Origin of the sequence: Salinibacterium sp. (assembly GCF_031364185.1) — a bacterium.
Classification (GTDB): Bacteria; Actinomycetota; Actinomycetes; order Actinomycetales; family Microbacteriaceae; genus Rhodoglobus.
On sequence record NZ_JANLVV010000077.1, the window covers coordinates 1 to 21639 of the forward strand.

The following is a 21639-nucleotide window of genomic DNA, read 5'->3' on the forward strand; positions in this document are numbered from 1 at the left end:
TGGTCGAGGTACTTCTCGACGAAACACTCCCCCCGGCCGAAGGCGGCGACGGCCTCACGGGTGGCCGATTCAAACAGTTCGGGGATCTCTTCGCGGGTGCGGGCGACCTTGAGCCCGCGTCCGCCTCCACCGAAGGCGGCCTTGATGGCAACCGGCAGCCCGTGGATGTCGACGAAGTCGAGCACCTCCTCGCCGCCCGAGACGGGGTTGAGCGTGCCGGGCGCGAGCGGCGCCCCGACCTTCTCGGCGATATGCCGCGCCGACACTTTATCGCCGAGTTGCTCAATGGCGGAGGGCGATGGGCCGATCCAGACCAGCCCGGCATCGATGACCGCCTGCGCGAAACTGGCGTTCTCGGCCAGAAATCCGTAGCCGGGGTGCACGGCGTCGGCGCCGGAGCGGCGAGCCACCGACAGTAGCTTCTCGATGACGAGGTAGGTTTCCGCGCTCGTGGTGCCGTCGAGGGCGTACGCCTCATCGGCGAGTTTGACGTGCCGTGCGTCACGATCCTGGTCGGCGTAGACGGCGACGGAGGCGATTCCGCTGTCTTTTGCTGCGCGGATGACGCGTACGGCGATCTCTCCACGATTGGCGATGAGTACCTTCGTGATGCGAGCCATAGTTGACTAGCTTATGGGGATGGGGGTGGCTGGCTTTGACGCGTCCCGACAAAAACTCCTCGCGAAGGCTGTGGGTTTCTACAGGACCACGCGGTTCCACAGCGAGTGCCACGGGATGCCGAACTCGAGCAGCAGGGTGCGCAGCAGCGCGACGGACAGTCCCACGACGGCATGCGGGTCGCCGTCGATTCTCGAGATGAAAGGCGCGCCGAGGCTGTCGATCGTGAAGGCGCCGGCTACCTCCAACGGCTCCCCGGTGGCGATGTATGCGTCGATTTCGTCGTCGGTGATGGAGTCGGCGAAGGTGACGGATGCGGTGGAGACTCCGCCGACGGCCTCGCCTCGTAGGCCCCCTCGGTGGTCGATCAGCCAGTGGCCCGAGTGCAGCATCCCGGTGCGTCCGCGCTGTGCCCGCCAGCGCTCGCGGGCTATCTGCGGATGGTGTGGCTTGCCAAACAGCTCCCCATCCAGTTCGAACGCCGAATCGCCGCCGAGTATGAACCCATCGATCACCGAGCGGCCCACGACGGCCTCGGCTTTGGCCCGGGCGAGTAGCTGCACCAGCTCGGGGCCGCCGAGCGGTCCGGCGGCGGCGGCCACGGCATCCTCATCCACGCCGGACGATAACAGCACTGGTTCGACGCCCACGGCGCGCAGGGTGGCGAGCCGGGCGGGCGAGGTCGAGGCGAGGTACAGCTGCACGGTGCTCCTATGCTCGAATAATGGGTGAATTCGCTGGCAGGTCGATCGAGGTCGACGTTACCAATATTGCGCACGGCGGGGTGGGGGTTGCCCGCTATGAGGGGCGCGTCGTGTTCGTGGCCGATGCGATCCCGGGGGAACGGGTACTGGCTCGGGTGAGCGAAGATTCGAAGAAATCTTTCTGGCGCGCCGAGACGGTGCAGGTGCTGCAGTCGAGCGAATTCAGGCAGCCTCATGTGTGGTCCGCCGCATCCCTTGATCGCGATCCGGTCGATCGGGCGGGCGGCGCCGAGTTCGGGCACATCCGGCTTTCACACCAGCGCGAGTTGAAGCGGCAGGTGCTGGCCGAATCACTCCAGCGCATGGCCGGGGTGACCAGCGATGTGCAGGTCGAGCCGCTCGAGGGTGACGAGGAGCGTGGTGGCACCGGATGGCGCACCCGCGTCAGGCTGCATGTCGACGATTCGGGGCGGGCTGGCCCGTTCGCGGCCCGATCGCACCGTGTCATCCCCGTCACCGAGCTGCCGCTGGCCACGGATGAGCTGTCGGCCGCGGCGCCCCTCGACCAGGACTTCACCGGCTCGGAGCACGTTGACGTGCTTGCCCCATCGACCGGGGGTGTGCGGCTGATCATTGGTGGAAAGGTGCCGCAGAAGCGCAGCACCATCACCGAGGTGGTGGGGAAGCGGGAGTTTCGGCTGGCCGATTCCGGCTTCTGGCAGGTGCATCGCAGTGCCGCCGCTGCTCTGACGATGGCTGTACAGGAAGCGGTCGACCCCGGCAGGTTTGATCCGCTCGCGCACAACCTCGACCTCTATGGCGGCGTGGGCCTGCTCGCCGCCGCCGTGGCGGATCGGTTCGGCCCTGCGACCAGGATCACCACGATCGAGAGCGACGCGATCGCCACCGACTACGCGGCAGACAACCTCGCCGAGTGGCTGGGGGCACGGTCCGAGACCGCCCGGGTTGAACGGTGGGTGCGTGACCTGGCGGCGACGGCGACGGCATCGGAGAGATCGCGACTCGCGCGGGCCACGGTGGTGCTCGACCCGCCACGCTCGGGGGCGGGCAGGGACGTGGTTGCCTCGGTCGCCGCGCTGGCGCCGGCCCAGGTCGTGTACGTGGCGTGTGACCCCGTGGCATTTGCTCGCGATGTGCAATTCTTCTCGGGCCACGGGTACACCCTCACCGGTCTTCGGGCTTTCGACCTCTTTCCAAATACCCATCACGTCGAGGCGGTGGGAACGCTCTCGCGATCCTGATGGCGGCGGGATGTTGCTGAAGCTTTCGAGGCTCCGCGCCGTTAAGCTGTACCCATCACCCTCGTGAGATCGGAACTGTTGTGGTTGAGTCACCTGTCATTGGCACCCCCGGCGGGGTCGAGACCTCGCATGTCAGGGTCGCCGTAGTCGACGATCACGAGTCGGTGCGGCTCGGCCTGAAGGCGGCTTTCATCGACCAGGGCTACGACTTCGTGCTCGAAGCCGCGACGGTCGATGAGTTTGTTGAACGGCTCGCCGGTAGGGAAGTGGATGTCGTCGTCCTCGACCTCTCCCTCGGAGACGGCTCGACGGTCACCGACAACGTCAAGCGGGTGCAGGCGACGGGCTCAGCGGTGCTCGTGCACAGCATCGCCGACCGGGTGGCCAGCGGCAGGGAGGCGCGGGCCGCTGGTGCTGCCGGCGTCATCCCCAAGTCGTCCGCCACCAAGACGGTGCTTGCCGCAGCCGCGACGGTGGCAAGGGGTGACGTGCTCAACAACCTGGAGTGGGCCACCGCGATCGATGCCGACCGCGATTTCGCAAAGGCGCAGCTCGGCCGCCGCGAGCGCGAAATTCTTCACCTGTATGCCTCGGGGCTGCCGTTGAAGCTGGCAGCGCAGCAGCTCGGCATCGGGTATTCGACGGCGCGGGAATACCTGGACCGCATCCGGTTGAAATATGTCGAGGTCGGTCGCCCCGCCCCCACCAAAGTCGACCTGCTTCGCCGGGCGGTCGAAGACGGAATCCTGCCAGGGCTGGACCCGGATGGTGGAGATGGCCGATAGCAGGGCGACAGTCAGGTCAGTCCCGCAGGGTAAGCAGCCCAGAAACCCGATCAGCCGTAAGCAGGTCGAGAAGGTCATCTCCCGCAGCGTTGCGGTGTTCGGAATCGTGTTTGGTGCCCAAACGGTGCCGTGGCTCCTCGGCCAGCTCGACGAGGCGTACCCCATCTGGCTGTGGATTGTCGTTCCGGCGCTGTTCGGCTCGCTGGTCGTCGTCCTGGTTTTGTCGTTTGTGCAGCTGTGGGTGCGGCAGGCGCACGGGGTGTTCGCCGTCGTCTACATCGCATCCCTGGTGAGCTGGCCCTTCACCGTCATTCCCGGGGCCGAGGTGCTTCCGGGCATCCACTGGCTCAACTACATCCTCACGGTGGCGACCGCCATGGCCGCGATCGCGTTCAGCACCCGGGTGGGCACCATTTACCTGCTCGTCGCGTCACTCATCTACGGAGTCGTGCGCATCACGCCGCAGGGTGGCGGCGCCCAGTGGCAAACGGCCGTGGTCGAAAGCGTCTACGCAGTCATTCTGGGGGCGGCGATTATGATCATCGTCACCATGCTGAGGCAGGCTGCTACCAAGGTCGATGTTGCCCAGGGCAACGCTCTCGATCGCTACGGCCGGGCGGTGCGCCAGCATGCGATGGAGGTCGAGCGCGTGCAGGTCGACTCGATCGTGCATGACAGCGTGTTGACAACATTCATCTCGGCCGCCCGCGCCTACACTCCCGAGGCGCAGGCGCTCGCCGGAAAAATGGCCGGTAACGCCATTGGCCATTTGCGGGATGCTGCGGCGGCAAGTCCCGACGATGGCACCATGTTGCGGCTGACCGCGCTCACATCGAAAATTGCTGACAGCGCCAACGGGCAGTCAAGCCGCTTTGAGGTCAGCGTGCGCGCCATCGGCACCCAGTCGATTCCGGTTCAGGCGGCGGACGCGGTGCATTCGGCCGCCGTGCAGGCCATGGTCAATAGCCAGCAGCATGCGGGCGAGAGCGCCGTAGCACGTTGGGTGACCATGCGGGGCGTGGCTCCCGATGGCATCGAGGTCATCGTTGGCGATAGGGGCGCCGGTTTCATCCTGTCGGATGTGCCGGGCGAGCGGCTCGGCGTGCGGGTGTCCATTCTTGAGCGCATCGCGAATGCGGGTGGAATTGCGATCATCCACTCGGCTCCGCAGCAGGGCACCGTCATCACGATCCGCTGGCCGCACACGCCGGAGCCCCAGCCCGCTGAACTGGGCGATGTCACCGAAGCCTGGGGTGCGGCGCGATGAATATCGGTATTCCGCGCTACCTGATCGTGGGAATCGCCGCGTTCTTCTCCGCGTATCACATCCTGCTCGCGCTGTTCACGCTCGACCAGCCGAGGCATCCGGCGCCCATCATCGTCGCCATGGTGCTGTACGGCATTGCGACTCTGATCAGCCTGCTGCCCTTCGGGCCGGTGCGGATGCCCGTGGCGATGGCGGCGTTCAACCTCGCGGTGGTCATCGCCATCACGCTACTGGTGGCAAACGAGCTCGACTTCGCGCGCCCTGGCGGCACCGGCTACGCCAGTTGGTATGTTGCGGCCAGCGGCACGCTGCTCACGATTACCTCCACCCGGTTGCGCCATACCTTCGCCTGGCTGGGGATCGCCTTTCTCGTGGTGCACACCATCGCCATCGTCGGCGCCGTCGGCCCGGCTGGCATCTTCAGCCTCGGAATTGTCGGCAGCGCTTCCTGGGTCGCCGTGTCGCACGTGCTCAGCGTCGCACTGGCCAAGGCGTCAAAGGATGCGCAACGGTTTGCGCTGGCCGAGCGCGAGGCCACGGAGTGGCAGGCCGCGCAGGATGCCCACGTGCACGAGCGCCAGTTTCGGCTGGGGCAAACCAGTGTCATGGCGATCGAGATGCTGCGCCGGGTGGAGGGCAGTGGCGGCAGCCTCACCGACATCGAACGCCAGGAGTGCCTGTATCTGGAGGGCGCCATTCGCGATGAGATCCGCGGTAGGAAGCTGCTCAACGACGCGGTTCGCGACGAGGTCATGCAGGCTCGCCGTCGGGGTGCGACCGTCACCCTGCTCGACGAGGGAGGCATCGACGATCTGTCTGAGGATGAACTCGACAGGGTGCTCACCAGGCTGGCGTTAGCTATTCACGAGAGCAACGCCGATAAGGTCATTGCCCGCACCGTGCCGGAGGGTTCGGATGTCGCGGTGACGGTAGTCGGGCTGCGCAGCATCGCAGATCGCGAATCCGTTGCGCTCGGCCTGGATTCGCTCGAGGACGATGAAGTCGACCTATGGCTCGAGATCCCGCGAATTCCCGTTACGCCGTAGCGACCCGGACGGAGCGGCACTCGAGAGGGATAGCGTCAGGGCCGAAGTGGCTCTGGGAGCACTTCTTCGGCCCTGATGCTAAATCCCGAGTCAGGGCAATAACCCGAATATTGCCCTGACTCGCCCCCAGAACATCGGCGCGCTTACCCTAGTCCGCCGATGAATGGTGGTGTTACTCACGATGTGAGACACCTTGCACCGTTAACTATGCCGTGGGCGCGCCTCGTGAAATAGTCGTCTTTTTGGGGGACTGTCGGGGTACAGTTTTGCCGACCTCAGGCCTATTCCAACGCGAAATCCGGTCTTTTTGAGGGCAGCGACCGCGGTAAATCGGGGTACATTCGACGCTTTCCGGACGTATCCGGCGCTGTCGGGTGGGCAGGGCTCTCACATTCGGCCGCGCATACTGCGGATTTCGTCGTGCGAGGGCCTTCACTGCACCGCATCCGCAAGAGCGACCCCCGTTCGGGGGCATTATCGTGTTATTTTGTCATCATTCCCGCGCGACCGCGGTGGGGATCGTTCCGTCTAAGACGCTCTCCCCCGGTTCAGGGCGGACTGCATGCCCGACAGGGCATTTGGCGCACCGCCGCTCCCGCTCCCGCGGGGGCATCGTTAGTCGCCCGCGACACTTTCTCCTCTGTCGTCACGAAGACGGCGGAGCGGTCATCGGCAGGGTTTTTCACGACGCCGGGGAACTGCGACGTCATGCGGATCCCTCGGTCTGGCCCAAGAGATCGCGCCATAGGCAGCAGCCAAATGAAGGAGAATTTTGCTCGAGCGTGTGGTGAGCCCCGAAAACCAGGGACCCGGAGCGGGGTTATCCTTCATTTGGTCGGAAAAGACGGCACCTCTTGGCGGGATCTCCCAGTCCAACGTCACGCGAAGGATGCGATGCGGCGCCTGACCGGCAGGCTCTTCAGGCGGGCCGGGTCGCGCGCCAGTCGCGCACACGACCCAGGATGAGCTGGACTACGGCACTCTTGGCCTCTGCGTAGTAGTTCAGGTCGCTCCATTGCTGCTGCGACAGCGTCTTCTTCGTGGCCGCGTAGAGAGCGCGATCCGAACCGCTCATTCGTAGCCAGTCACGAAAATCGCGGTAGTCGTCGATCACCATGCGCCGCGCTTCTCGCCCGCCGATCAAGACCCCGTCCAGTTGCGCATCCATCTTCTTACTCATGAGGTGATTCTCTCAACCGCGCGGTGCACTTCTCTCAAGGTGCTAGGCCGTCGTGAGGTGGTCGAAACGGCGCAGGATCAGACCTTCCCGCAGTGCCCACGGGCATATCTGCACTGACTCGATGTGAAGACCTTCCATGGCCGTCTGCGCCACGAGCGCCGCCGCGAGCAGTTGGCGCGACCGAAGCGCTGACACTCCGGGAAGCGTGGCACGGTCCGCGGAGGCCATCGCCGAGAGTCGCGACGCCCACAGGACCACGTCATGTAGGCGCAGTTCCCTCCGCACGTAAGGTCCGTCTGCGCGAGGCGCGGAACCGGTCAGGCGGGCGAGGGAACGGAAAGATTTGGAGGTTGCCGAGACGATGGTCGGCGATCCCAATCGTTGGATGTCGGCGATGGAATCGTCGAGGGTCGCGCGGATGTGTTTGCGCACGGCTTTGACGCTTTTGGCGGTGGGCGGGTCTTCGTCCAGGAAGTCCCGGGTGAGCCTGCCAGCACCGAGGGGCACGGACAGCGCAAGTTCGGGTTGTTCGTCTGCCCCCATCGCCAGCTCGAATGACCCGCCGCCGATGTCGAGGTTCAGGATGGTGCCTGCTCCCCAGCCGTACCAGCGCCGCACCGCGAGGAAGGTCACCGCCGCCTCATCGGAACCGCTCAGTTCGATGAGCCGGGTGCCGGTTTCGGCGAAGACGCGCGCGAGAACCGCACGACCGTTCCCAGCTTCGCGAAGGGCCGAGGTGGCAAAGGCCATCACGTCTTCGGCTCCGTGCTGCTGTGCAAGGATCGTTGCCTCGGCCACGAACTGGATGAGTTTGCTTTCACCGGTGGCCGAGATCGACCCGTCGTCATCGAGAAACTCGATGAGCTGAAGCGGCCGTTTATGCGAGGTGAGCGGCACGGGGCGCGCGCCAGCGTGGGCATCGATCACCAGCAGATGAACGGTGTTAGAACCGATATCAAGAACGCCCAGTCGCATGAGCCGAATCTATCGTCTGGTCGAGAGCCGCCCACTATCCGAAGAAATCGCGCTATCCGGAGAAATCGCGCCAGGACCCGGCGCCCGGGGTGAGCGGTGTCCGCACCGAACGCTGGCTGCGCTGCCACGCCGAGACGCGCACCTCGCCCTCGACAGCCATCCCCCCGGCGAGCTCGTCGAGAGCACGGTGCAGCACGGCGGTCACGGCGGCCACATCCTCCTCTGTGGCGCCGGGGGACACGATGCGAAGGGTGGCGGGCGCGCCACTATCTGCCGACGCCGTCACAGCGGGATGTTCCCGTGCTTTTTGGCGGGCACGGTGGCTCGTTTGGTCCTCAGTGCGCGCAGCGCCTTGATCACGGCGACGCGCGTGGCCGCGGGCTCGATCACCCCGTCGAGCTCGCCACGCTCCGCGGCAAGGAACGGGGATGCGACGTTGTAGGTGTACTCGTTGGCGAGGCGGGTGCGCACCGCCGCGACATCCTCACCCGCAGCCTCGGCGGCCTTGATCTCGCCACGGTAGAGGATATTGACGGCCCCCTGCCCGCCCATGACGGCGATCTCCGCGGTGGGCCAGGCGTAGTTGAGGTCGGCACCGAGCTGCTTGGAGCCCATGACGATGTAGGCGCCGCCGTAGGCCTTGCGGGTGATGACGGTGACGAGGGGAACCGTCGCCTCCGCGTACGCGTACAGCAGTTTTGCCCCGCGGCGGATCACCCCGGTCCACTCCTGGTCGGTGCCGGGGAGGTAGCCGGGAACATCCACCAGGGTCAGGATGGGGATGCTGAACGCGTCGCAGAATCGCACAAACCTGGCCGACTTCTCGCCCGCCTCGATGTTCAGCGTTCCGGCCATCGCCTGGGGCTGGTTGGCCACGATTCCCACGGTGCGGCCCTCTACTCGACCGAAGCCCACCACGATGTTGGGCGCGAAGAGCGGTTGGGTTTCGAGGAAGTCGCCGTTGTCGACGATGTGCTTGATGATGGTCGTGACGTCGTACGGCTGGTTGGGGCTGTCGGGGATGATCGAATTCAGTTTGCGGTCTTCATCGGTGATCTCGAGCTCGACTTCGCTCTCGTAGACCAGCTGCTCGGCCAGGTTGTTATCGGGCAGGAAGCCGATGAGCGTGCGGGCGTAGTCCAGCGCATCGTCTTCGTCGCTGGCGAGGTAGTGCGAGACGCCCGAGATCTTGTTATGGGTAAGGGCTCCGCCGAGCTCCTCCATGCCCACGTCCTCCCCGGTGACGGTCTTGATCACGTCCGGGCCGGTCACGAACATCTGGGAGGTCTTGTCGACCATGATCACAAAGTCGGTCAGCGCCGGCGAGTAGACGGCACCACCGGCGGCCGGGCCCATGATGATCGAAATCTGGGGGATGACACCGGAGGCCTGGGTGTTGCGGCGGAAGATCTCACCGTATTTGCCGAGGGCCACCACACCCTCCTGGATGCGGGCGCCCCCGGAGTCGAGCATCCCGATGATGGGCACGCCGGTCTTGATGGCGTGATCCATCACCTTGATGATCTTCTCGCCGGCGACCTCACCGAGCGACCCGCCGAAGATCGTTAAATCCTGCGAGTAGACAGCGACCTGGCGGCCGTGGATGGTGCCGAGGCCGGTCACGACGGCGTCACCATACGGCCTCTTCTTCTCCATGCCGAAGGCGTGGGTGCGATGACGAACGAACTCGTCAAGTTCGACGAACGAACCATGGTCGAGTAGCTGCTCGATGCGCTCGCGCGCGGTTTTCTTGCCCTTCGAGTGTTGCTTCTCGATGGCGGCTTCACCGCTCGCGGTCACCGCCTCGTGGTACCGCACCTTCAGGTCGGCGATGCGACCAGCGGTCGTCGACAGGTCAGGCACGTGAGGTGCGGTGTGAGGTGCGGCGGGGCGTGCGGCGGGGGTTGCGGCGTCAAAAGTCACGTTGTCACCTTACCCACCAGCACAATGGGCATGTCGTTGGTGGATCCACACAGAAACGGGGGCCTAACCTGTGGGGATGCACCTTCCCCTGTCGCGAGCGGTCGCCGCGCGCCTCGCTGTGCTGCCGCAGACCGGGTCGACCAACGCCGAACTGGTGGCACGGGCATCCGGCGGCACCCTGCCCGATTTTTCGGTGCTGGTGACCACGAACCAGACCGCCGGCCGCGGTCGGCTCGGGCGGGTGTGGGTCGCGCCGCCGGGCCGGACGCTCGCCGTGTCGGTGTTTCTGGCCACGGGGCCGGTGTCACCCGATCGACTGGGCTGGGTGCCCCTCATCGCCGGGCTGGCGATGACCCGGGCGGTCTCGCGCCTGGTTGATGACCACGAGGTCACCCTGAAGTGGCCGAACGATGTGCACGTCGATGGCCTCAAGGTGTCGGGAATCCTGTCAGAACTCGTGCCGGGAATCGGTGTCGTGATCGGGGCCGGCCTCAACCTGACCATGACCGCGGATGAGCTGCCGACGACAACCTCCACCTCGCTGTCGCTGATCGGGTTCGGTAGAACCTCCGGCGTCATGGCCGACGATGCGACGGTGGATGCCGCCCTCAGCGGATATCTCGTCGAACTCTCGTCGATGTGCTCGGCTTTTGCTGCCGCCGGTTTCGACGCGGAGAGCACGGGGCTCCGCGCCGCGGTCACGGCCGCCTGCGGCACCATCGGGCGGAACGTGCGCGTGGACCTCCCCGGTGGCAACCAGCTGTTCGGCACAGCGACGGCCCTGGATGAGCACGGGCGGCTGGTGGTCGACGGCACCAGCTTTGCGGGCTCACGTGCCATCGCGGCGGGCGACGTGACTCATCTGCGACACGCGTGAGTCTGAGCTGCCAGTGACCTCCCCACCGGACGGCGAGACGGTGATCGTGCGGCTGCGTCCGCACGCGCGGGCGCTGTTCTGGCCGACGGTGCTGCTGGTCGCGGTGGCCGGAGCGGTGGGATTCGCCGCGGGTATCGTCCCTGAGCAATGGCAGTCTCTCGCGGTGCTGCTGTTGGCGGCCCTGCTGGTCATCGCCGGATGGTTCGTGCCACTGGTGCGTTGGCTTTCGCGCCGCTACACGATCACCACCAGGCGCACCGTGGTTCGTGGTGGCGTGCTCGTGCGGTCGACCCAGGAGCTGCTGCACAGTCGCGCGCACGATGTGACGCTGCGCCGTGGCGTGCTGCAATCGATGTTCCGCAGCGGCGACGTGATCCTGAATGCGGGCCAGAACCCCGTGGTGCTTCGGGATGTCCCGTCAGCCGGCCTTGTCCGGGAGGCGTTGCACGACCTCATCGACGGCGCGCAGCAGCCTCCGTCGGCGTGGTGATCGCGGCATCCTGAACCGAATCGTTCGCCGCATCGGCCTCGTCACGCAGCGGTCGCTCACGGTTCGGGTGGAACACCCAGTACCGGTAGAACGCGAACCGGAACGCCGTGCCCAGCGCCAGGCCGACCACATTGCTGGAGATGTTGTCGGCCAGAACCGAGGTGAACCCGAGCAGGTAGTGCGAGACCCAGAGGCACGACAGGGCGATGAGCATGCCGCCGACGCTGACCGCGACGAACTCGAGCCCTTCGCGCAGCATCGTCGATCGCTTGGTGGCCCTGAAGGTCCAGTACCGGTTGCCGACGTAGTTGGCGGCGATGGCAAGCATGGTCGAAATGACCTTCGCGATGAACGGCCCCGCATGCACCACGGACGGTTCGAGCACCGTCGCGCGCAGCAGGTTGAACACGCTCACGTCGATGACGAGGCCGATCAGCCCGACGACGCCAAAACGGGCGAGTTGGGTGATGAACCGGCGCATGAGTCCTCATTGGGGGAGAATGGATGAACGTAAGACTGGGCCGCAGCGTCAGCGCAGGCGTCCAGCCAGGAGCCAGGAGACCGGATGCCCCCCACGATCGGTGTCATCGGAGGCGGCCAACTCGCTCGGATGATGATACCCCCCGCAGTTGAGCTTGGCATTGAGATTCGCGTGTTCGCCGCGAGCGCGGGGGAATCCGCGGGGCTTGCGGTCACGCAACTCGGCGACTACACGAATGCCGACGATGTGCTCCGGTTCGCCGAGGGTGTGGACGTGGTCACCTTCGATCACGAACATGTGCCGCAGGAGGTGCTGCGGGCCCTGGTCGCGCACGGTGTCGCTGTGCATCCTGGGCCGGATGCGCTGCAGTATGCGCAGGACAAACTGGCGATGCGGCAGCGACTCTCGCAGCTCGGCCTGCCGATTCCGGACTGGGCGGCCGTGGCATCCACTCAGGAGCTCGACGCCTTTTTGCTCGAGCACGGCGGCCGTGGCGTCGTGAAGACGGCGAAGGGTGGATACGACGGCAAAGGTGTGCGGGTCGTCTCCGGCTCGGCGGAGGTGGCCGACTGGTTCGAGGGTGGCGCGCCGTTGCTCATCGAAGAGCTGGTCGATTTTCGGCGCGAACTCTCCCAGGTGCTCGCGCGGCGCCCCTCGGGTGAGATCGCGCTGTGGCCGGTCGTCGAGTCGATCCAGGTGGGCGGGGTCTGCGCCGAGGTCGTCGCTCCGGCGCCGGCGGCGAGCGAGAAACTCGTCGAGATGGCGGCCTGGATCGCGACAACGATCGCCGCACAACTGGATGTGACCGGGGTACTCGCCGTCGAGCTGTTCGAGACGACGGATGATCGCCTCCTGGTCAACGAACTCGCGATGCGACCGCACAACAGCGGCCACTGGAGCATCGACGGCTCGGCGACCAGCCAGTTCGAGCAGCATTTGAGGGCGGTGCTGGATCTGCCGCTCGGCCCCACGACCATCAGGGAGCCGTGGAGCGTGATGGTGAACGTGCTCGGCGGAGTGACCGGTAACCGGTATCCGGCGGCGCTCGCCGACCAGCCCGAGGTGAAGTACCACTTCTACGGCAAAGATCCGCGCCCCGGGCGCAAGGTCGGCCACGTCACGGCCGGCGGGAGCGAGCTGGATGACGTCGTATTTCGCGCGCGTGCCGCGGCGGCGTTCTTTGAGGATTGACACCTACCATAGGGGCGTGCCAGAACCAGAAGTCCGTGACCTCGAAGAGGCGGCCGCCCTCGTCGCGGTCGTAATGGGCTCCGACTCCGACTGGAGCGTCATGGTCGAGGCGACCGCGGCTCTGACGGAATTCGGCATCCCCTACGGGGTGCACGTCCTGTCTGCGCACCGTGCACCCGAGAAGATGATCGCGTTCGGCACGGCAGCGGCGTCTCGGGGCATCCGGGTCATCATCGCCGGCGCGGGAGGGGCGGCACACCTGCCCGGCATGCTCGCCTCCGTCACCACACTTCCGGTCATCGGCGTTCCCGTGCCACTCGCGACTCTCGACGGCCTCGACTCCCTGCTGTCGATCGTGCAGATGCCGGCAGGCATCCCGGTCGCCACCGTTTCCATCGGGGGCGCTCGCAACGCTGGGATCCTGGCGGCACGCATTCTCGGCTCTGGCGACCCCGCGCTCACCGTGAAGCTCGCCGTGTATGCCCGCGGCCTCGAGGCGATGGTGGATGAGAAGGACGCCGCACTCAAGAGGAGCCTGGACAGCACCCTGGACCAGCCTCCCGCATCCGTCGTACGCAGCGAATGAGCAGCCTTCCCCTTACCGGTGCCTCCGCGGGCAGCGGCCGGATGACGATTCGCAGGCCGGATCTGTCGAGCCGCCGGGTGATGACAACGCGGGCGTGGTGGCTCCTCATCCTGAACTTTCTCGTTCCCGGTTCCGCCCAATTGCTTGCGGGCAGCCGCCGGTTGGGCCGGTTCGGGGTAAGCGCGACCTTCGTGCTCTGGTTTCTGGCGGCAGCGGCAGGGGTGTCGTACTTCGTCTGGCAGGCCGCTCTCATCACCGTTGTCACCAACTACTTCGCGCTGTGGGCCATCCAGGCGGCCATGGTGTTCTACGCGGTGCTCTGGGTGATCCTGACCTTTGACACCGTGAGACTCGTGAAACTGGTGCGGGTGGGGGGCCGAGCGCGCGCCCTCGTCGCCGGCCTCACCGCCGTGAGCATGGTCGTGGTCGGCGGCGCAGCACTGTACGGCACAACGGCCGCCGGTATCGCGCGAGACACGATCGGCAGCGTCTTCGCCGGAACCATCGTGGAACCCCCGGTCGACGGCCGCTACAACATTCTGCTTCTCGGTGGGGATGCGGGCGCCGACCGCGCGGGGCTGAGGCCAGACAGCATCTCGGTGGTCAGCATCGAGGCCGATACTGGCAAGTCGACGATCATCGGCGTGCCGCGCAATCTCCAGTACGCTCCGTTCTCCGCCGACTCCCCGATGCTCGCCGAGTATCCGAATGGCTACGGCACCGAGGGGTGCGAAGTCGACGCGTGCCTGATCAACTCGATCTACACCGAGGTCGAGCTCTACACGCCGGAGCTGTACCCACAAGCGGTGTCCGAGGGCAGCGAGCCGGGCATTGAGGCGATGCGTGATGCCGTCCAGGGAGTGCTGGGCATCACCATCCAGTACTACGTCATCATCGACATGCAGGGTTTCGCGGAACTTATCGATTCGCTCGGCGGAATCACGCTCACCGTCGAGACTCGGCTGCCGATCACCGATGAGGTGGATGAGAACGGCCAGCCCTATACGGAGGTGACCTGGATCGAGGCGGGGAAGCAGAGGATGAATGGCGGCACGGCTCTCGCGTATGCTCGCATCCGCGCCGGGACGACCGATTATGACCGAATGCAGCGCCAGCGACAGGTGCAGGAAGCCCTGCTGCAGCAGTTCGACCCTGCCAACGTGCTCGTGAAGTTCCAGGACATCGCCAAGGCCGGGCAACAGGTCATCAGTACCGATGTGCCGCAGGGCATGCTGGGCACCTTCGTGGGTCTCGCCGTGAAGGCGAAGCCGCTCGGGGTGTCGTCGGTGGAACTGGTGCCACCGGATGTGGATCCGGACAATCCGAACTACGACTACGTGCGCACTCTCGTGTCGGAGGCCCTGGTGATCACCGAAGCAGGCTCAGCAGGGTAGCTCCCGGCGCGGTCTACAGGTCGGCCTGCAGCTGCCAGACCGTCTCTGCGGCGCTGCGCCAGGCGAAGGCGCTGGCCCGATCAGACCCGAGCAGCCCGAGACGCACCGCAGCCTCGCGATCGTTCAGAATCCCGTCGAGTGCCGAGCTGAGGCCATCCCGAATGTCGTCCCCCACAGCCTCGAAGGCCAACGTCGAATCCGCGGCAATCTCTGCGCGACTTTTCGACGCCACGTGTACGACGGGTGTTCCGAGCTCCATGGCATCCAGCATGTGGATGAGATTCTCGCTGCCAGCGCTCGCGTCGATGAACACCGAGGCGCGGCTGATCGCCACCGCCGTATCCTCATCGCCGAGCGATCTCAGTACGCGCACCTGGGGCGCGGTATCCGAGAGGTGATCGGTGCGATCCGCGCCGACGGACGACTCGAGGACGATGAGGGCCACGTCGTCGAGGGAGTCGACCGCGCGAGCAACGGCGCCTAGCCGGCTGCCCGGGAGGGAGGCATCCCGCACCACGATGTAGCGCCCTGGCAGGTCGAGTGCGGCAGCCCGTGCGTCGACATCACCGGGCAGTGCGAGGGCGCTGTCCGGGGCTGGGCTGACGACCCGCACCCGGTTGCCGAACCCGGTGAACTCGTCGAGCGCATCCGCGACAGCGTGGGTGGGCACGACAACGGCGTCCGCGTACCGCTCGGCACGTTTGATCATGGCCCGACGCCAGGACAGCGTGTGCGCCGTAAGCGCTTCGGGGTGGCTCCACTGCAGAGCGTCGTGCACGGCGACGATGATCTGCTCGCCCGCATTCACCCGGTCGTGGCGCGCGAGGGGCGCGAACAGGCTGGGCGCGAAGAGCAGCCCTCGGCCCGGAAGGCGGGTGAATCCGTGCTGCCAGGCGGCGGTGAGCTCCCGGCGCGCGAGGGCATTTTTGCCGAGGGCGGTCAGGCCCGGCAGTGCCTCGTGGATGCGCGCGTACTGAGGTTCGGTGCTTGCCCCGACGAGACCGCCCACGTCGCATCCGCGCGGTGCCGCCCCGATCAGGGCGAGCGCGAGGTTCTCCGTGTAGCGGTCGACGCCGCTCGAGGAGGGGGCGAGCATTTCATCGAGGATCACGTGGAGAGTTGTCACGCGCGTCGATCTCCTCTCACGAGTGCGCCCGCTACTGTCGGGACAGGGGGCGCCTCAACCCTATTCGGTTGGGACGGATGCTCACGCCAGCGAAGCCGGACGCCCGACCAGTCACCAGACACCCGAGACCATGAGCGCGGCGATCACCATCCGGTCGCGCGCGCGACGTCGGAAGTCGCCTGCGTGGCGGGCGAGCCGCAGTCTCGCGTGAACGCCCGAGGTTGTCAGCAGTGCGTGGATGCGTTGGAGATCGCCTTTCAGCGGCTCACGCGCGATGCCGATCGCCAGCTCGCACATGGCGATCGCCTGCCGACGGTGCCACCGCGCTCCGATCAGCCGCAGGCGCGCGACGGCTGAGGCCACGCCCACATTGGCGCCAATGACGTTGTGCTGGTGCTGGCGATAGTCGACGGTGGGCTCGGGGTCGATGAGCCAGCGCCACTGCCGGGCCCGTGCCACGACGTACATGAAGGAGTCGTGGTAGTCGATCCTGGCGGCGATGTCGGGATGCTCTCGCAGCTGCAACCGCACGAGGTCGAACAGTCGGCGGGTGATGAGAAACGTGGAGCCGGGCCCGGGGCTCTGCAGCAGGTAGTCGAACCGACGCTGCGGATGATCCTTCCTGATCAGCGTGCGCGTGCCGTCCGGGGTGAACGAGGTGACGTTGGACGACACACCGTCGACGCCGTTCTCGGCGATGAGGCGGGCCTGCCTCGCGAGTTTGCCGGGCATCCAGACATCATCCTGGTCGGCGAACGCGATGAGTTCACCGTCGGCCACCTCGGCCCGGGTGATGAGCCGGAAGAAGTTCGCGGCCGAACTTCCCGAGGCACTTTCCGTGGCGAGCCGCGTCACGCGCGGATCATTCGCCGCGAGATTATCGATCCACCCAACGGTGCCGTCCGTCGATTCATCGTCGAGCGCGACCACACGAACATCCACATGCTGTTGGTTGAGGATGCTCGCCATCTGCTCGGGCAGCCACCGTTGCCCGTTACGGGTGGCGAGAAGGACGACGATGCGTGCGGTCATGCCGGTGCCGAAGCCACTCCCGCGTCGAGGGCGGCGGTGAGCGCATCCTCCCACGGCCGCATCGGCGGCAGGCCGGTGGGGGCCCAGCCGTCGTGGCCGAGAACCGACCAGGCCGGTCGCGGTGCGGGAAGCACGAACTGGTCGCTCGAGATCGGCTGCACGCGGGCGGGGTCGAGCCCGAGCCCGCCGAAAATGGCGCGCGCGAAGCCACACCAGCTGGTTTGCCCGGCATTGGTGGCGTGGAAGATTCCGGATCGCGTGCCCGTGTCGAGCAGGTCGATGATGCGCTGGGCGAGGTCGGCTGACCAGGTCGGCTGGCCGATCTGGTCATCGACGACCGTGAGGGTCTCGCGCTCCCCGGCGAGGCGCGCCATGGTCTTGACGAAGTTACCGCCTGACGCGCCGTACAACCATGCGGTGCGGATGATGAGGGTGCCGTCGGGGTTGTGCTCCAGGGCGAGGCGTTCACCGGCCGCCTTGGTGCGACCATAGGCGGACTCGGGATGCGTCGGCGCAAGCTCGGCGTACGGGGCTGTTGCGCTGCCGTCGAACACGTAGTCCGTGCTGACCTGCACGAGTACGGCGCCGTGCTCCGCTGCCGCGCGGGCCAGGTTCGCGGGGCCGACCGCGTTGACCGCGTAGGCCTGGTCTTCGTGGGATTCGGCGGCATCCACTGCGGTGAAAGCGGAGGCATTGATGACCACGTCGTGGCCCGCCACCGCGCGTCGCACGGCATCGGTGTCGGTGACGTCGAAGTCCGCGCGGGTGGCGGGCGTGACATCCCGGCCCCGCAATGCCGCCATCAGGTCGTGGCCGAGCATGCCGCCGGCGCCGACAACGAGGTAGCGGGTGGTGCTCGTCGCATTCACAGTGCGGCGCGCTCCTTCAGGGGCTCCCACCAGGCCCGGTTGTCGCGGTACCACTGCACCACATCGGCGAGCCCCTGCTCGAAGGGCACCTGCGGCGCGTAGCCGAGCTCGGACTGTATTTTCGAGATGTCGACGCTGTAGCGCAGGTCGTGACCGAGGCGATCGGCCACGCGGTCGACGTAGGACCAGTCTTTGCCCGTGGCATCCAGCAACATCTGGGTGAGCTCTTTATTGGTGAGCTCGGTGCCGCCGCCGATGTTGTAGATCTCGCCGGCGCGACCGCCGACCAGCACCATCGCGATGCCGCGGCAGTGATCGTCGACGTGCAGCCAGTCGCGGATGTTGTTGCCCTCGCCGTAGAGCGGCACGTGCCTGTCGTCGATCAGGTTGGTAACGAAAAGCGGGATGACCTTCTCGGGGAAGTGGAAGGGGCCGTAATTATTGCTGCATCGCGTGATGGACAGGTTCAGGCCGTGGGTGCGGAAGTAGCTGCGGGCGAGCAGGTCGCTGCCGGCCTTCGACGCCGAGTAGGGCGAGTTGGGCTCGAGTGGGCGCTGCTCATCCCAGGAGCCTTCGGCGATCGAGCCGTAGACCTCGTCGGTGGACACATGCACAAATCGTTCGAGATTGTTGCGAAGCGCAGCATCCAGAAGGCGCTGCGTGCCGAGCACGTTGGTTTCGACGAAGATGCCCGAGTCGCGCACCGAGCGGTCGACGTGCGATTCCGCGGCGAAGTGCACCACCGCGTCCACTCCGGGAAGCAGGCGATCGAGCAGCTCAGAATCCCGGATGTCACCCTTCACGAAGCTGTACCGCGGCGAGTCGGCGACGCTGACCAGGTTCTCGAGATTGCCGGAGTAAGTCAGGGCGTCGAGCACCAGCACCTCGGCACCCTCCAGGCCCGGGTACGCATCTTCGAGAGTGCGTCGAACGAAGTTGGAGCCGATGAAACCGGCCCCACCGGTGACGAGTATTTTCATGGGCTTTCCCACTTCCCGAGGCGAGAAACCTCGCGTCGATCATATTCCGGATGCCCTCACCGGTCGTACCCGACCGCCGCCGACCCGAGTTTCTCACTTGGTACCATGGGGTTGTCTACCCTTCCGCAAAAACGAGATGACGAACCCCATGACTAACGTCCCGGAGACCACTCCCGACGCTGACACCGACGCCATCCGGCAGCTCGCGCTCGTTGATCGCATCATTGGCCTGCAGGCCGAGGTCGCGAATCTGAGGTCGATGAACCTGAGCCGCGAGGTGCGAACCCAGGTCGACGCGGTCAAGTCGTCGACGACCTGGCGGATCGGTCGATTCGTGCTCGCTCCAGTCATGTTCGCTCGGCGCGTCATCTCCCGCCTTGGTGTCAAGGGTGCTTCCGGGAAGTGACTTTAATCGATGTATTCACCATTGCACCCGGCGAGCGGGCCGTTGCGGTGGGCGAGGTTGTGGCGAGTTCGACAGCGGAGTTCGTTGCGTGGCACCCCAGTGGCGGCGAGCTAGCGGACCTCGGTCCGATTAATGAACTTATCGCCACACACCCCAACGCAGACGTCATTTACCCAGATGAATGGAGTGGCCATGGTCGGCACCGTGTTCATGTCCGGCGGCCAGATTTCTCCCCGGAGCGGCTGCGCAACCAGTTTTTCTTTGGCAGGCCGGTCTTCTACCGCAGAGATTTTCTCGCCGGTATCGGAGGCATCAGTTCGGTTCATCGCGGCGCGGAAGACTACGAGCTGGCGCTGCGCGCGAGCAGAACGGCACGCTCGATCGTGCACGCGCCGGTGGCGCTCTACAATCCGGGAGTGACGGGCATCGCCCCACTCGACGACGGCGCGCAGGAGTCGACGCGACGAGCACTGCAGGAGCACCTGGACCTCACCGGTGGGGGACGAGTCGTAGCGGTCGGGGCAGATGGGGTTCACGACACCCGACGACCTGTCGTCGGTGAACCGCTGGTGTCCATCGTGATCCCGACGCGGGGCATCTTCGATACGCAGGCTGAAGATGCAACATCCCACCTGTTAACCGCCATCCGTAGCATTCTCGAGCTGTCTACCTATACGAATGTCGAGTTCGTCATCGTGATGGATGATGTTGCCGAGCAATCCATTCTCGACGAGGTTGCGAGACTGCTCGGCGAACGGCTCCGTCTCGTGATGTGGCGCAAACCGTTCAACTTCTCCGAGAAGATCAATCTCGGTGTCATCCGTGCACGCGGAGAGTACGTCCTCATCCTGAACGACGACGTGCAGATCCTCACGCCCGATTGGATCGAGTCACTGCTTGCCCTCGCGCAGCGTCCCGGTGCCGGCATGTCGGGAGCGATGCTGTACTACGAGGACAATTCGATACAACACGCGGGCCACGCGTACTACGAGGGCGATGCGTCGCATATCGGACTCGACACACCGCGCGGGGCGTCCGGGCCACTGTCGGGCTACCGTGTCGAGCGGGAAGTATCCGGAGTCACGGCGGCGTGCGCAATGATGCCGATCAGCGTGTTTCATGAAGCGGGAGGGATGTCGAATCTGCTCCCCGGCAATTTCAACGACGTCGACCTGTGCATGAAGGTCACCGGGCTGGGATACGAGATCTACTGGACTCCGCACGCCGAGCTGTATCACTTCGAGTCAAAGACGAGGGATGCGTCGGTGCACGGGTTTGAGGCGCACCTGCTGTACAGCCGCTGGGGTTTTCGGATGAATGACCACCGCTACTGGCCCTACGCCCACAGCCGGAAGCCGACTCCGTCTGGCGAGACCCCTTGGTAGTCTTCTCCAGTGCAGATTCGAGAATTGATCGTCCCCGACTCGTATGAGGTGACACCCCGCCAGTTGCGGGACGATCGGGGTGTTTTTCTCGAGTGGTACCGCTTCGATGCCCTGGAGGAGCAGGTCGGCCATGCAATCACCCTCAGGCAGGCGAACACTTCGGTGTCTCGCAAAAACGTCGTTCGAGGCATCCATTTTGCGGATTTCCCCCTCGGCCAGGCCAAATACGTTACGGCGATGAGCGGGGCTGTCCTCGACTTCGTTATCGATATCCGTGTTGGTTCGCCGACCTTCGGTCAGTGGGACAGCGTGCTCCTTGACAGCGAGGATCGTCGGGCCATCTATATCGGCGAGGGCCTGGGCCACGCGTTCGTTGCGCTCACCGACGAGGCGATAGTGAGTTACCTCGTTTCCGACGTCTACAATCCGACGGCCGAGCACGGGATTACGCCGCTCGATCCCGAGATCGGGCTCGAATTTCCGAAAGGAATTGAGCCCCTGCTCTCGCCGAAAGATGTCGAAGCACCGACCCTCGCAGAGGCGAGGGAGACCGGGCTGCTTCCCACCTGGGAGAGCGCCAGGGCTTACTACACGACACTCAACAAGGCGAGCGGATCACTGCGATGAAAGGCATCATCCTCGCGGGCGGATCGGGCACACGGCTGTGGCCGATCACCAAAGGCATCTCGAAGCAACTCATGCCGATCTACGACAAGCCGATGATCTATTACCCGCTGTCGACCCTCATGATGGCGGGCATCCGCGATATCCTGATCATCACAACTCCCGAATACAACGAGCAGTTCCGTGCCCTGCTGGGTGACGGTTCGACGCTCGGCATTCGGCTTGAGTACGCGGTGCAGCCGTCGCCCGATGGTCTCGCGCAGGCCTTCCTGATCGGCGAGGAGTTCATTGGCGATGACAGTGTCGCGCTCGTGCTGGGAGACAACATTTTTCACGGCGCTGGGCTTGGAGCGTCACTGCGGGCGCACGAGAACATCATTGGTGGCCTCATATTCGCGTACCACGTTTCGCACCCCGAGGCGTATGGCGTTGTCGAAT

Annotated in this window: 24 protein-coding genes; 13 read left to right on the plus strand and 11 right to left on the minus strand. The window is 65.5% G+C overall.

What is annotated here, in order from left to right; all coding sequences use genetic code 11:
- Both RMN95_RS03835 and RMN95_RS03840 read right to left on the minus strand, forming a co-directional pair.
- On the minus strand, positions 1-620 hold a 620-nt coding region (locus tag RMN95_RS03835), incomplete at its 3' end, for a biotin carboxylase N-terminal domain-containing protein (RefSeq protein WP_309615636.1).
- 78 nt (positions 621-698) lie between these two features.
- Positions 699-1322, minus strand: a complete 624-nt coding sequence (locus tag RMN95_RS03840; protein ID WP_309615637.1) for a Maf family protein — start codon at positions 1320-1322, stop codon at positions 699-701.
- 20 nt (positions 1323-1342) lie between these two features.
- On the opposite strand from RMN95_RS03840, the gene RMN95_RS03845 reads away from it, so the two are divergent.
- The 4 genes from RMN95_RS03845 (at position 1343) to RMN95_RS03860 (ending at position 5682) form a co-directional block, all read left to right on the plus strand.
- Positions 1343-2584, plus strand: coding sequence for a TRAM domain-containing protein (locus RMN95_RS03845; protein WP_309615638.1), 1242 nt, complete (start codon positions 1343-1345; stop codon positions 2582-2584).
- Between the two features lie 80 nt (positions 2585-2664).
- Complete coding sequence (locus tag RMN95_RS03850) at positions 2665-3369, plus strand: response regulator (RefSeq protein WP_309615639.1); 705 nt, start codon at positions 2665-2667, stop codon at positions 3367-3369.
- Positions 3359-4636, plus strand: a complete 1278-nt coding sequence (locus RMN95_RS03855; protein WP_309615640.1) for a histidine kinase — start codon at positions 3359-3361, stop codon at positions 4634-4636. The genes RMN95_RS03850 and RMN95_RS03855 overlap by 11 nt, the downstream gene beginning before the upstream one ends.
- Positions 4633-5682 carry a hypothetical protein gene (locus tag RMN95_RS03860; RefSeq protein ID WP_309615641.1) on the plus strand — a complete coding sequence of 350 codons (1050 nt, stop codon included), beginning with the start codon at positions 4633-4635 and terminating at the stop codon, positions 5680-5682. The genes RMN95_RS03855 and RMN95_RS03860 overlap by 4 nt, the downstream gene beginning before the upstream one ends.
- Before the next feature lie 919 nt (positions 5683-6601).
- On the opposite strand, the gene RMN95_RS03865 is transcribed toward RMN95_RS03860, so the two are convergent.
- Genes RMN95_RS03865 through RMN95_RS03880 form a run of 4 tightly spaced genes read right to left on the minus strand, consistent with a single transcriptional unit; the run spans position 6602 to position 9700 of the window.
- Positions 6602-6862, minus strand: coding sequence for a GrpB family protein (locus RMN95_RS03865; RefSeq protein ID WP_309615642.1), 261 nt, complete (start codon positions 6860-6862; stop codon positions 6602-6604).
- Positions 6863-6904: 42 nt separating this feature from the next.
- Positions 6905-7837, minus strand: coding sequence for a Ppx/GppA family phosphatase (locus RMN95_RS03870; RefSeq protein ID WP_309615643.1), 933 nt, complete (start codon positions 7835-7837; stop codon positions 6905-6907).
- A gap of 52 nt (positions 7838-7889) precedes the next feature.
- Positions 7890-8123 (minus strand): acyl-CoA carboxylase subunit epsilon, encoded by a 234-nt coding sequence (locus RMN95_RS03875; protein ID WP_309615644.1) that lies wholly within the window; start codon positions 8121-8123, stop codon positions 7890-7892.
- Positions 8120-9700 carry an acyl-CoA carboxylase subunit beta gene (locus RMN95_RS03880; RefSeq protein WP_309615657.1) on the minus strand — a complete coding sequence of 527 codons (1581 nt, stop codon included), beginning with the start codon at positions 9698-9700 and terminating at the stop codon, positions 8120-8122. The genes RMN95_RS03875 and RMN95_RS03880 overlap by 4 nt, the downstream gene beginning before the upstream one ends.
- A 136-nt stretch (positions 9701-9836) precedes the next feature.
- Between RMN95_RS03880 and RMN95_RS03885 the strand changes: the two genes are divergently transcribed.
- Together RMN95_RS03885 and RMN95_RS03890 are read left to right on the plus strand one after the other, a co-directional pair.
- Entirely contained in the window at positions 9837-10637 is an 801-nt protein-coding gene (locus RMN95_RS03885; protein WP_309615645.1) for a biotin--[acetyl-CoA-carboxylase] ligase, read from the plus strand.
- Between the two features lie 13 nt (positions 10638-10650).
- Positions 10651-11127, plus strand: a complete 477-nt coding sequence (locus RMN95_RS03890; RefSeq protein WP_309615646.1) for a PH domain-containing protein — start codon at positions 10651-10653, stop codon at positions 11125-11127.
- On the opposite strand, the gene RMN95_RS03895 is transcribed toward RMN95_RS03890, so the two are convergent.
- Complete coding sequence (locus RMN95_RS03895; RefSeq protein ID WP_309615647.1) at positions 11090-11608, minus strand: GtrA family protein; 519 nt, start codon at positions 11606-11608, stop codon at positions 11090-11092. The genes RMN95_RS03890 and RMN95_RS03895 overlap by 38 nt on opposite strands.
- 84 nt (positions 11609-11692) lie before the next feature.
- Here RMN95_RS03895 and RMN95_RS03900 point away from each other — a divergent pair, with 84 nt between their 5' ends.
- From RMN95_RS03900 to RMN95_RS03910, 3 genes are all read left to right on the plus strand, one after another.
- Complete coding sequence (locus RMN95_RS03900; RefSeq protein WP_397545243.1) at positions 11693-12799, plus strand: 5-(carboxyamino)imidazole ribonucleotide synthase; 1107 nt, start codon at positions 11693-11695, stop codon at positions 12797-12799.
- Between the two features lie 73 nt (positions 12800-12872).
- Positions 12873-13385 carry a 5-(carboxyamino)imidazole ribonucleotide mutase gene (gene purE, locus RMN95_RS03905; protein ID WP_309615658.1) on the plus strand — a complete coding sequence of 171 codons (513 nt, stop codon included), beginning with the start codon at positions 12873-12875 and terminating at the stop codon, positions 13383-13385.
- Positions 13382-14779 carry an LCP family protein gene (locus RMN95_RS03910; RefSeq protein ID WP_309615648.1) on the plus strand — a complete coding sequence of 466 codons (1398 nt, stop codon included), beginning with the start codon at positions 13382-13384 and terminating at the stop codon, positions 14777-14779. The genes purE and RMN95_RS03910 overlap by 4 nt, the downstream gene beginning before the upstream one ends.
- Before the next feature lie 13 nt (positions 14780-14792).
- Here RMN95_RS03910 and RMN95_RS03915 read toward each other — a convergent pair whose 3' ends face one another.
- The 4 genes from RMN95_RS03915 to rfbB form a co-directional block, all read right to left on the minus strand.
- Entirely contained in the window at positions 14793-15905 is a 1113-nt protein-coding gene (locus RMN95_RS03915; protein WP_309615649.1) for a glycosyltransferase family 1 protein, read from the minus strand.
- 111 nt (positions 15906-16016) lie between these two features.
- Complete coding sequence (locus RMN95_RS03920; protein WP_309615650.1) at positions 16017-16937, minus strand: glycosyltransferase; 921 nt, start codon at positions 16935-16937, stop codon at positions 16017-16019.
- The gene (gene rfbD, locus RMN95_RS03925; RefSeq protein WP_309615651.1) at positions 16934-17806 is read right to left on the minus strand and encodes a dTDP-4-dehydrorhamnose reductase; all 873 of its coding nucleotides are present in this window, start codon (positions 17804-17806) and stop codon (positions 16934-16936) included. The genes RMN95_RS03920 and rfbD overlap by 4 nt, the downstream gene beginning before the upstream one ends.
- The gene (gene rfbB / locus RMN95_RS03930; RefSeq protein ID WP_309615652.1) at positions 17803-18786 is read right to left on the minus strand and encodes a dTDP-glucose 4,6-dehydratase; all 984 of its coding nucleotides are present in this window, start codon (positions 18784-18786) and stop codon (positions 17803-17805) included. The genes rfbD and rfbB overlap by 4 nt, the downstream gene beginning before the upstream one ends.
- A 148-nt stretch (positions 18787-18934) precedes the next feature.
- Here rfbB and RMN95_RS03935 point away from each other — a divergent pair, with 148 nt between their 5' ends.
- The 4 genes from RMN95_RS03935 to RMN95_RS03950 form a co-directional block, all read left to right on the plus strand.
- Positions 18935-19192: a hypothetical protein gene (locus tag RMN95_RS03935; RefSeq protein WP_309615653.1), complete on the plus strand. Its 258-nt coding sequence runs from the start codon at positions 18935-18937 to the stop codon at positions 19190-19192.
- Positions 19189-20577, plus strand: coding sequence for a glycosyltransferase (locus RMN95_RS03940; protein ID WP_309615654.1), 1389 nt, complete (start codon positions 19189-19191; stop codon positions 20575-20577). Before RMN95_RS03935 ends, RMN95_RS03940 begins: the two co-directional genes overlap by 4 nt.
- A 9-nt stretch (positions 20578-20586) precedes the next feature.
- A complete protein-coding gene (locus RMN95_RS03945) occupies positions 20587-21204 on the plus strand; it encodes a dTDP-4-dehydrorhamnose 3,5-epimerase (RefSeq protein WP_309615655.1) in 618 nt (205 codons plus the stop codon).
- Positions 21201-21639 (plus strand): sugar phosphate nucleotidyltransferase (locus RMN95_RS03950; RefSeq protein ID WP_309615656.1); only part of this gene is annotated, 439 nt, incomplete at its 3' end. The genes RMN95_RS03945 and RMN95_RS03950, both read left to right, overlap by 4 nt.

What these genes read in the sequence shown, in the direction of transcription:
- RMN95_RS03895 (WP_309615647.1), bottom strand. Translation starts at nt 11,608, where the DNA reads ATGCGCCGGTTCATCACCCAACTCGCCCGTTTTGGCGTCGTCGGGCTG.
- RMN95_RS03935 (WP_309615653.1), top strand. Translation starts at nt 18,935, where the DNA reads ATGACTAACGTCCCGGAGACCACTCCCGACGCTGACACCGACGCCATC.
- RMN95_RS03870 (WP_309615643.1), bottom strand. Translation starts at nt 7,837, where the DNA reads ATGCGACTGGGCGTTCTTGATATCGGTTCTAACACCGTTCATCTGCTG.
- rfbB (WP_309615652.1), bottom strand. Translation starts at nt 18,786, where the DNA reads ATGAAAATACTCGTCACCGGTGGGGCCGGTTTCATCGGCTCCAACTTC.
- RMN95_RS03865 (WP_309615642.1), bottom strand. Translation starts at nt 6,862, where the DNA reads ATGAGTAAGAAGATGGATGCGCAACTGGACGGGGTCTTGATCGGCGGG.
- RMN95_RS03845 (WP_309615638.1), top strand. Translation starts at nt 1,343, where the DNA reads ATGGGTGAATTCGCTGGCAGGTCGATCGAGGTCGACGTTACCAATATT.
- RMN95_RS03860 (WP_309615641.1), top strand. Translation starts at nt 4,633, where the DNA reads ATGAATATCGGTATTCCGCGCTACCTGATCGTGGGAATCGCCGCGTTC.
- RMN95_RS03900 (WP_397545243.1), top strand. Translation starts at nt 11,693, where the DNA reads ATGCCCCCCACGATCGGTGTCATCGGAGGCGGCCAACTCGCTCGGATG.
- RMN95_RS03910 (WP_309615648.1), top strand. Translation starts at nt 13,382, where the DNA reads ATGAGCAGCCTTCCCCTTACCGGTGCCTCCGCGGGCAGCGGCCGGATG.
- purE (WP_309615658.1), top strand. Translation starts at nt 12,873, where the DNA reads ATGGGCTCCGACTCCGACTGGAGCGTCATGGTCGAGGCGACCGCGGCT.
- RMN95_RS03920 (WP_309615650.1), bottom strand. Translation starts at nt 16,937, where the DNA reads ATGACCGCACGCATCGTCGTCCTTCTCGCCACCCGTAACGGGCAACGG.
- RMN95_RS03855 (WP_309615640.1), top strand. Translation starts at nt 3,359, where the DNA reads ATGGCCGATAGCAGGGCGACAGTCAGGTCAGTCCCGCAGGGTAAGCAG.
- RMN95_RS03885 (WP_309615645.1), top strand. Translation starts at nt 9,837, where the DNA reads ATGCACCTTCCCCTGTCGCGAGCGGTCGCCGCGCGCCTCGCTGTGCTG.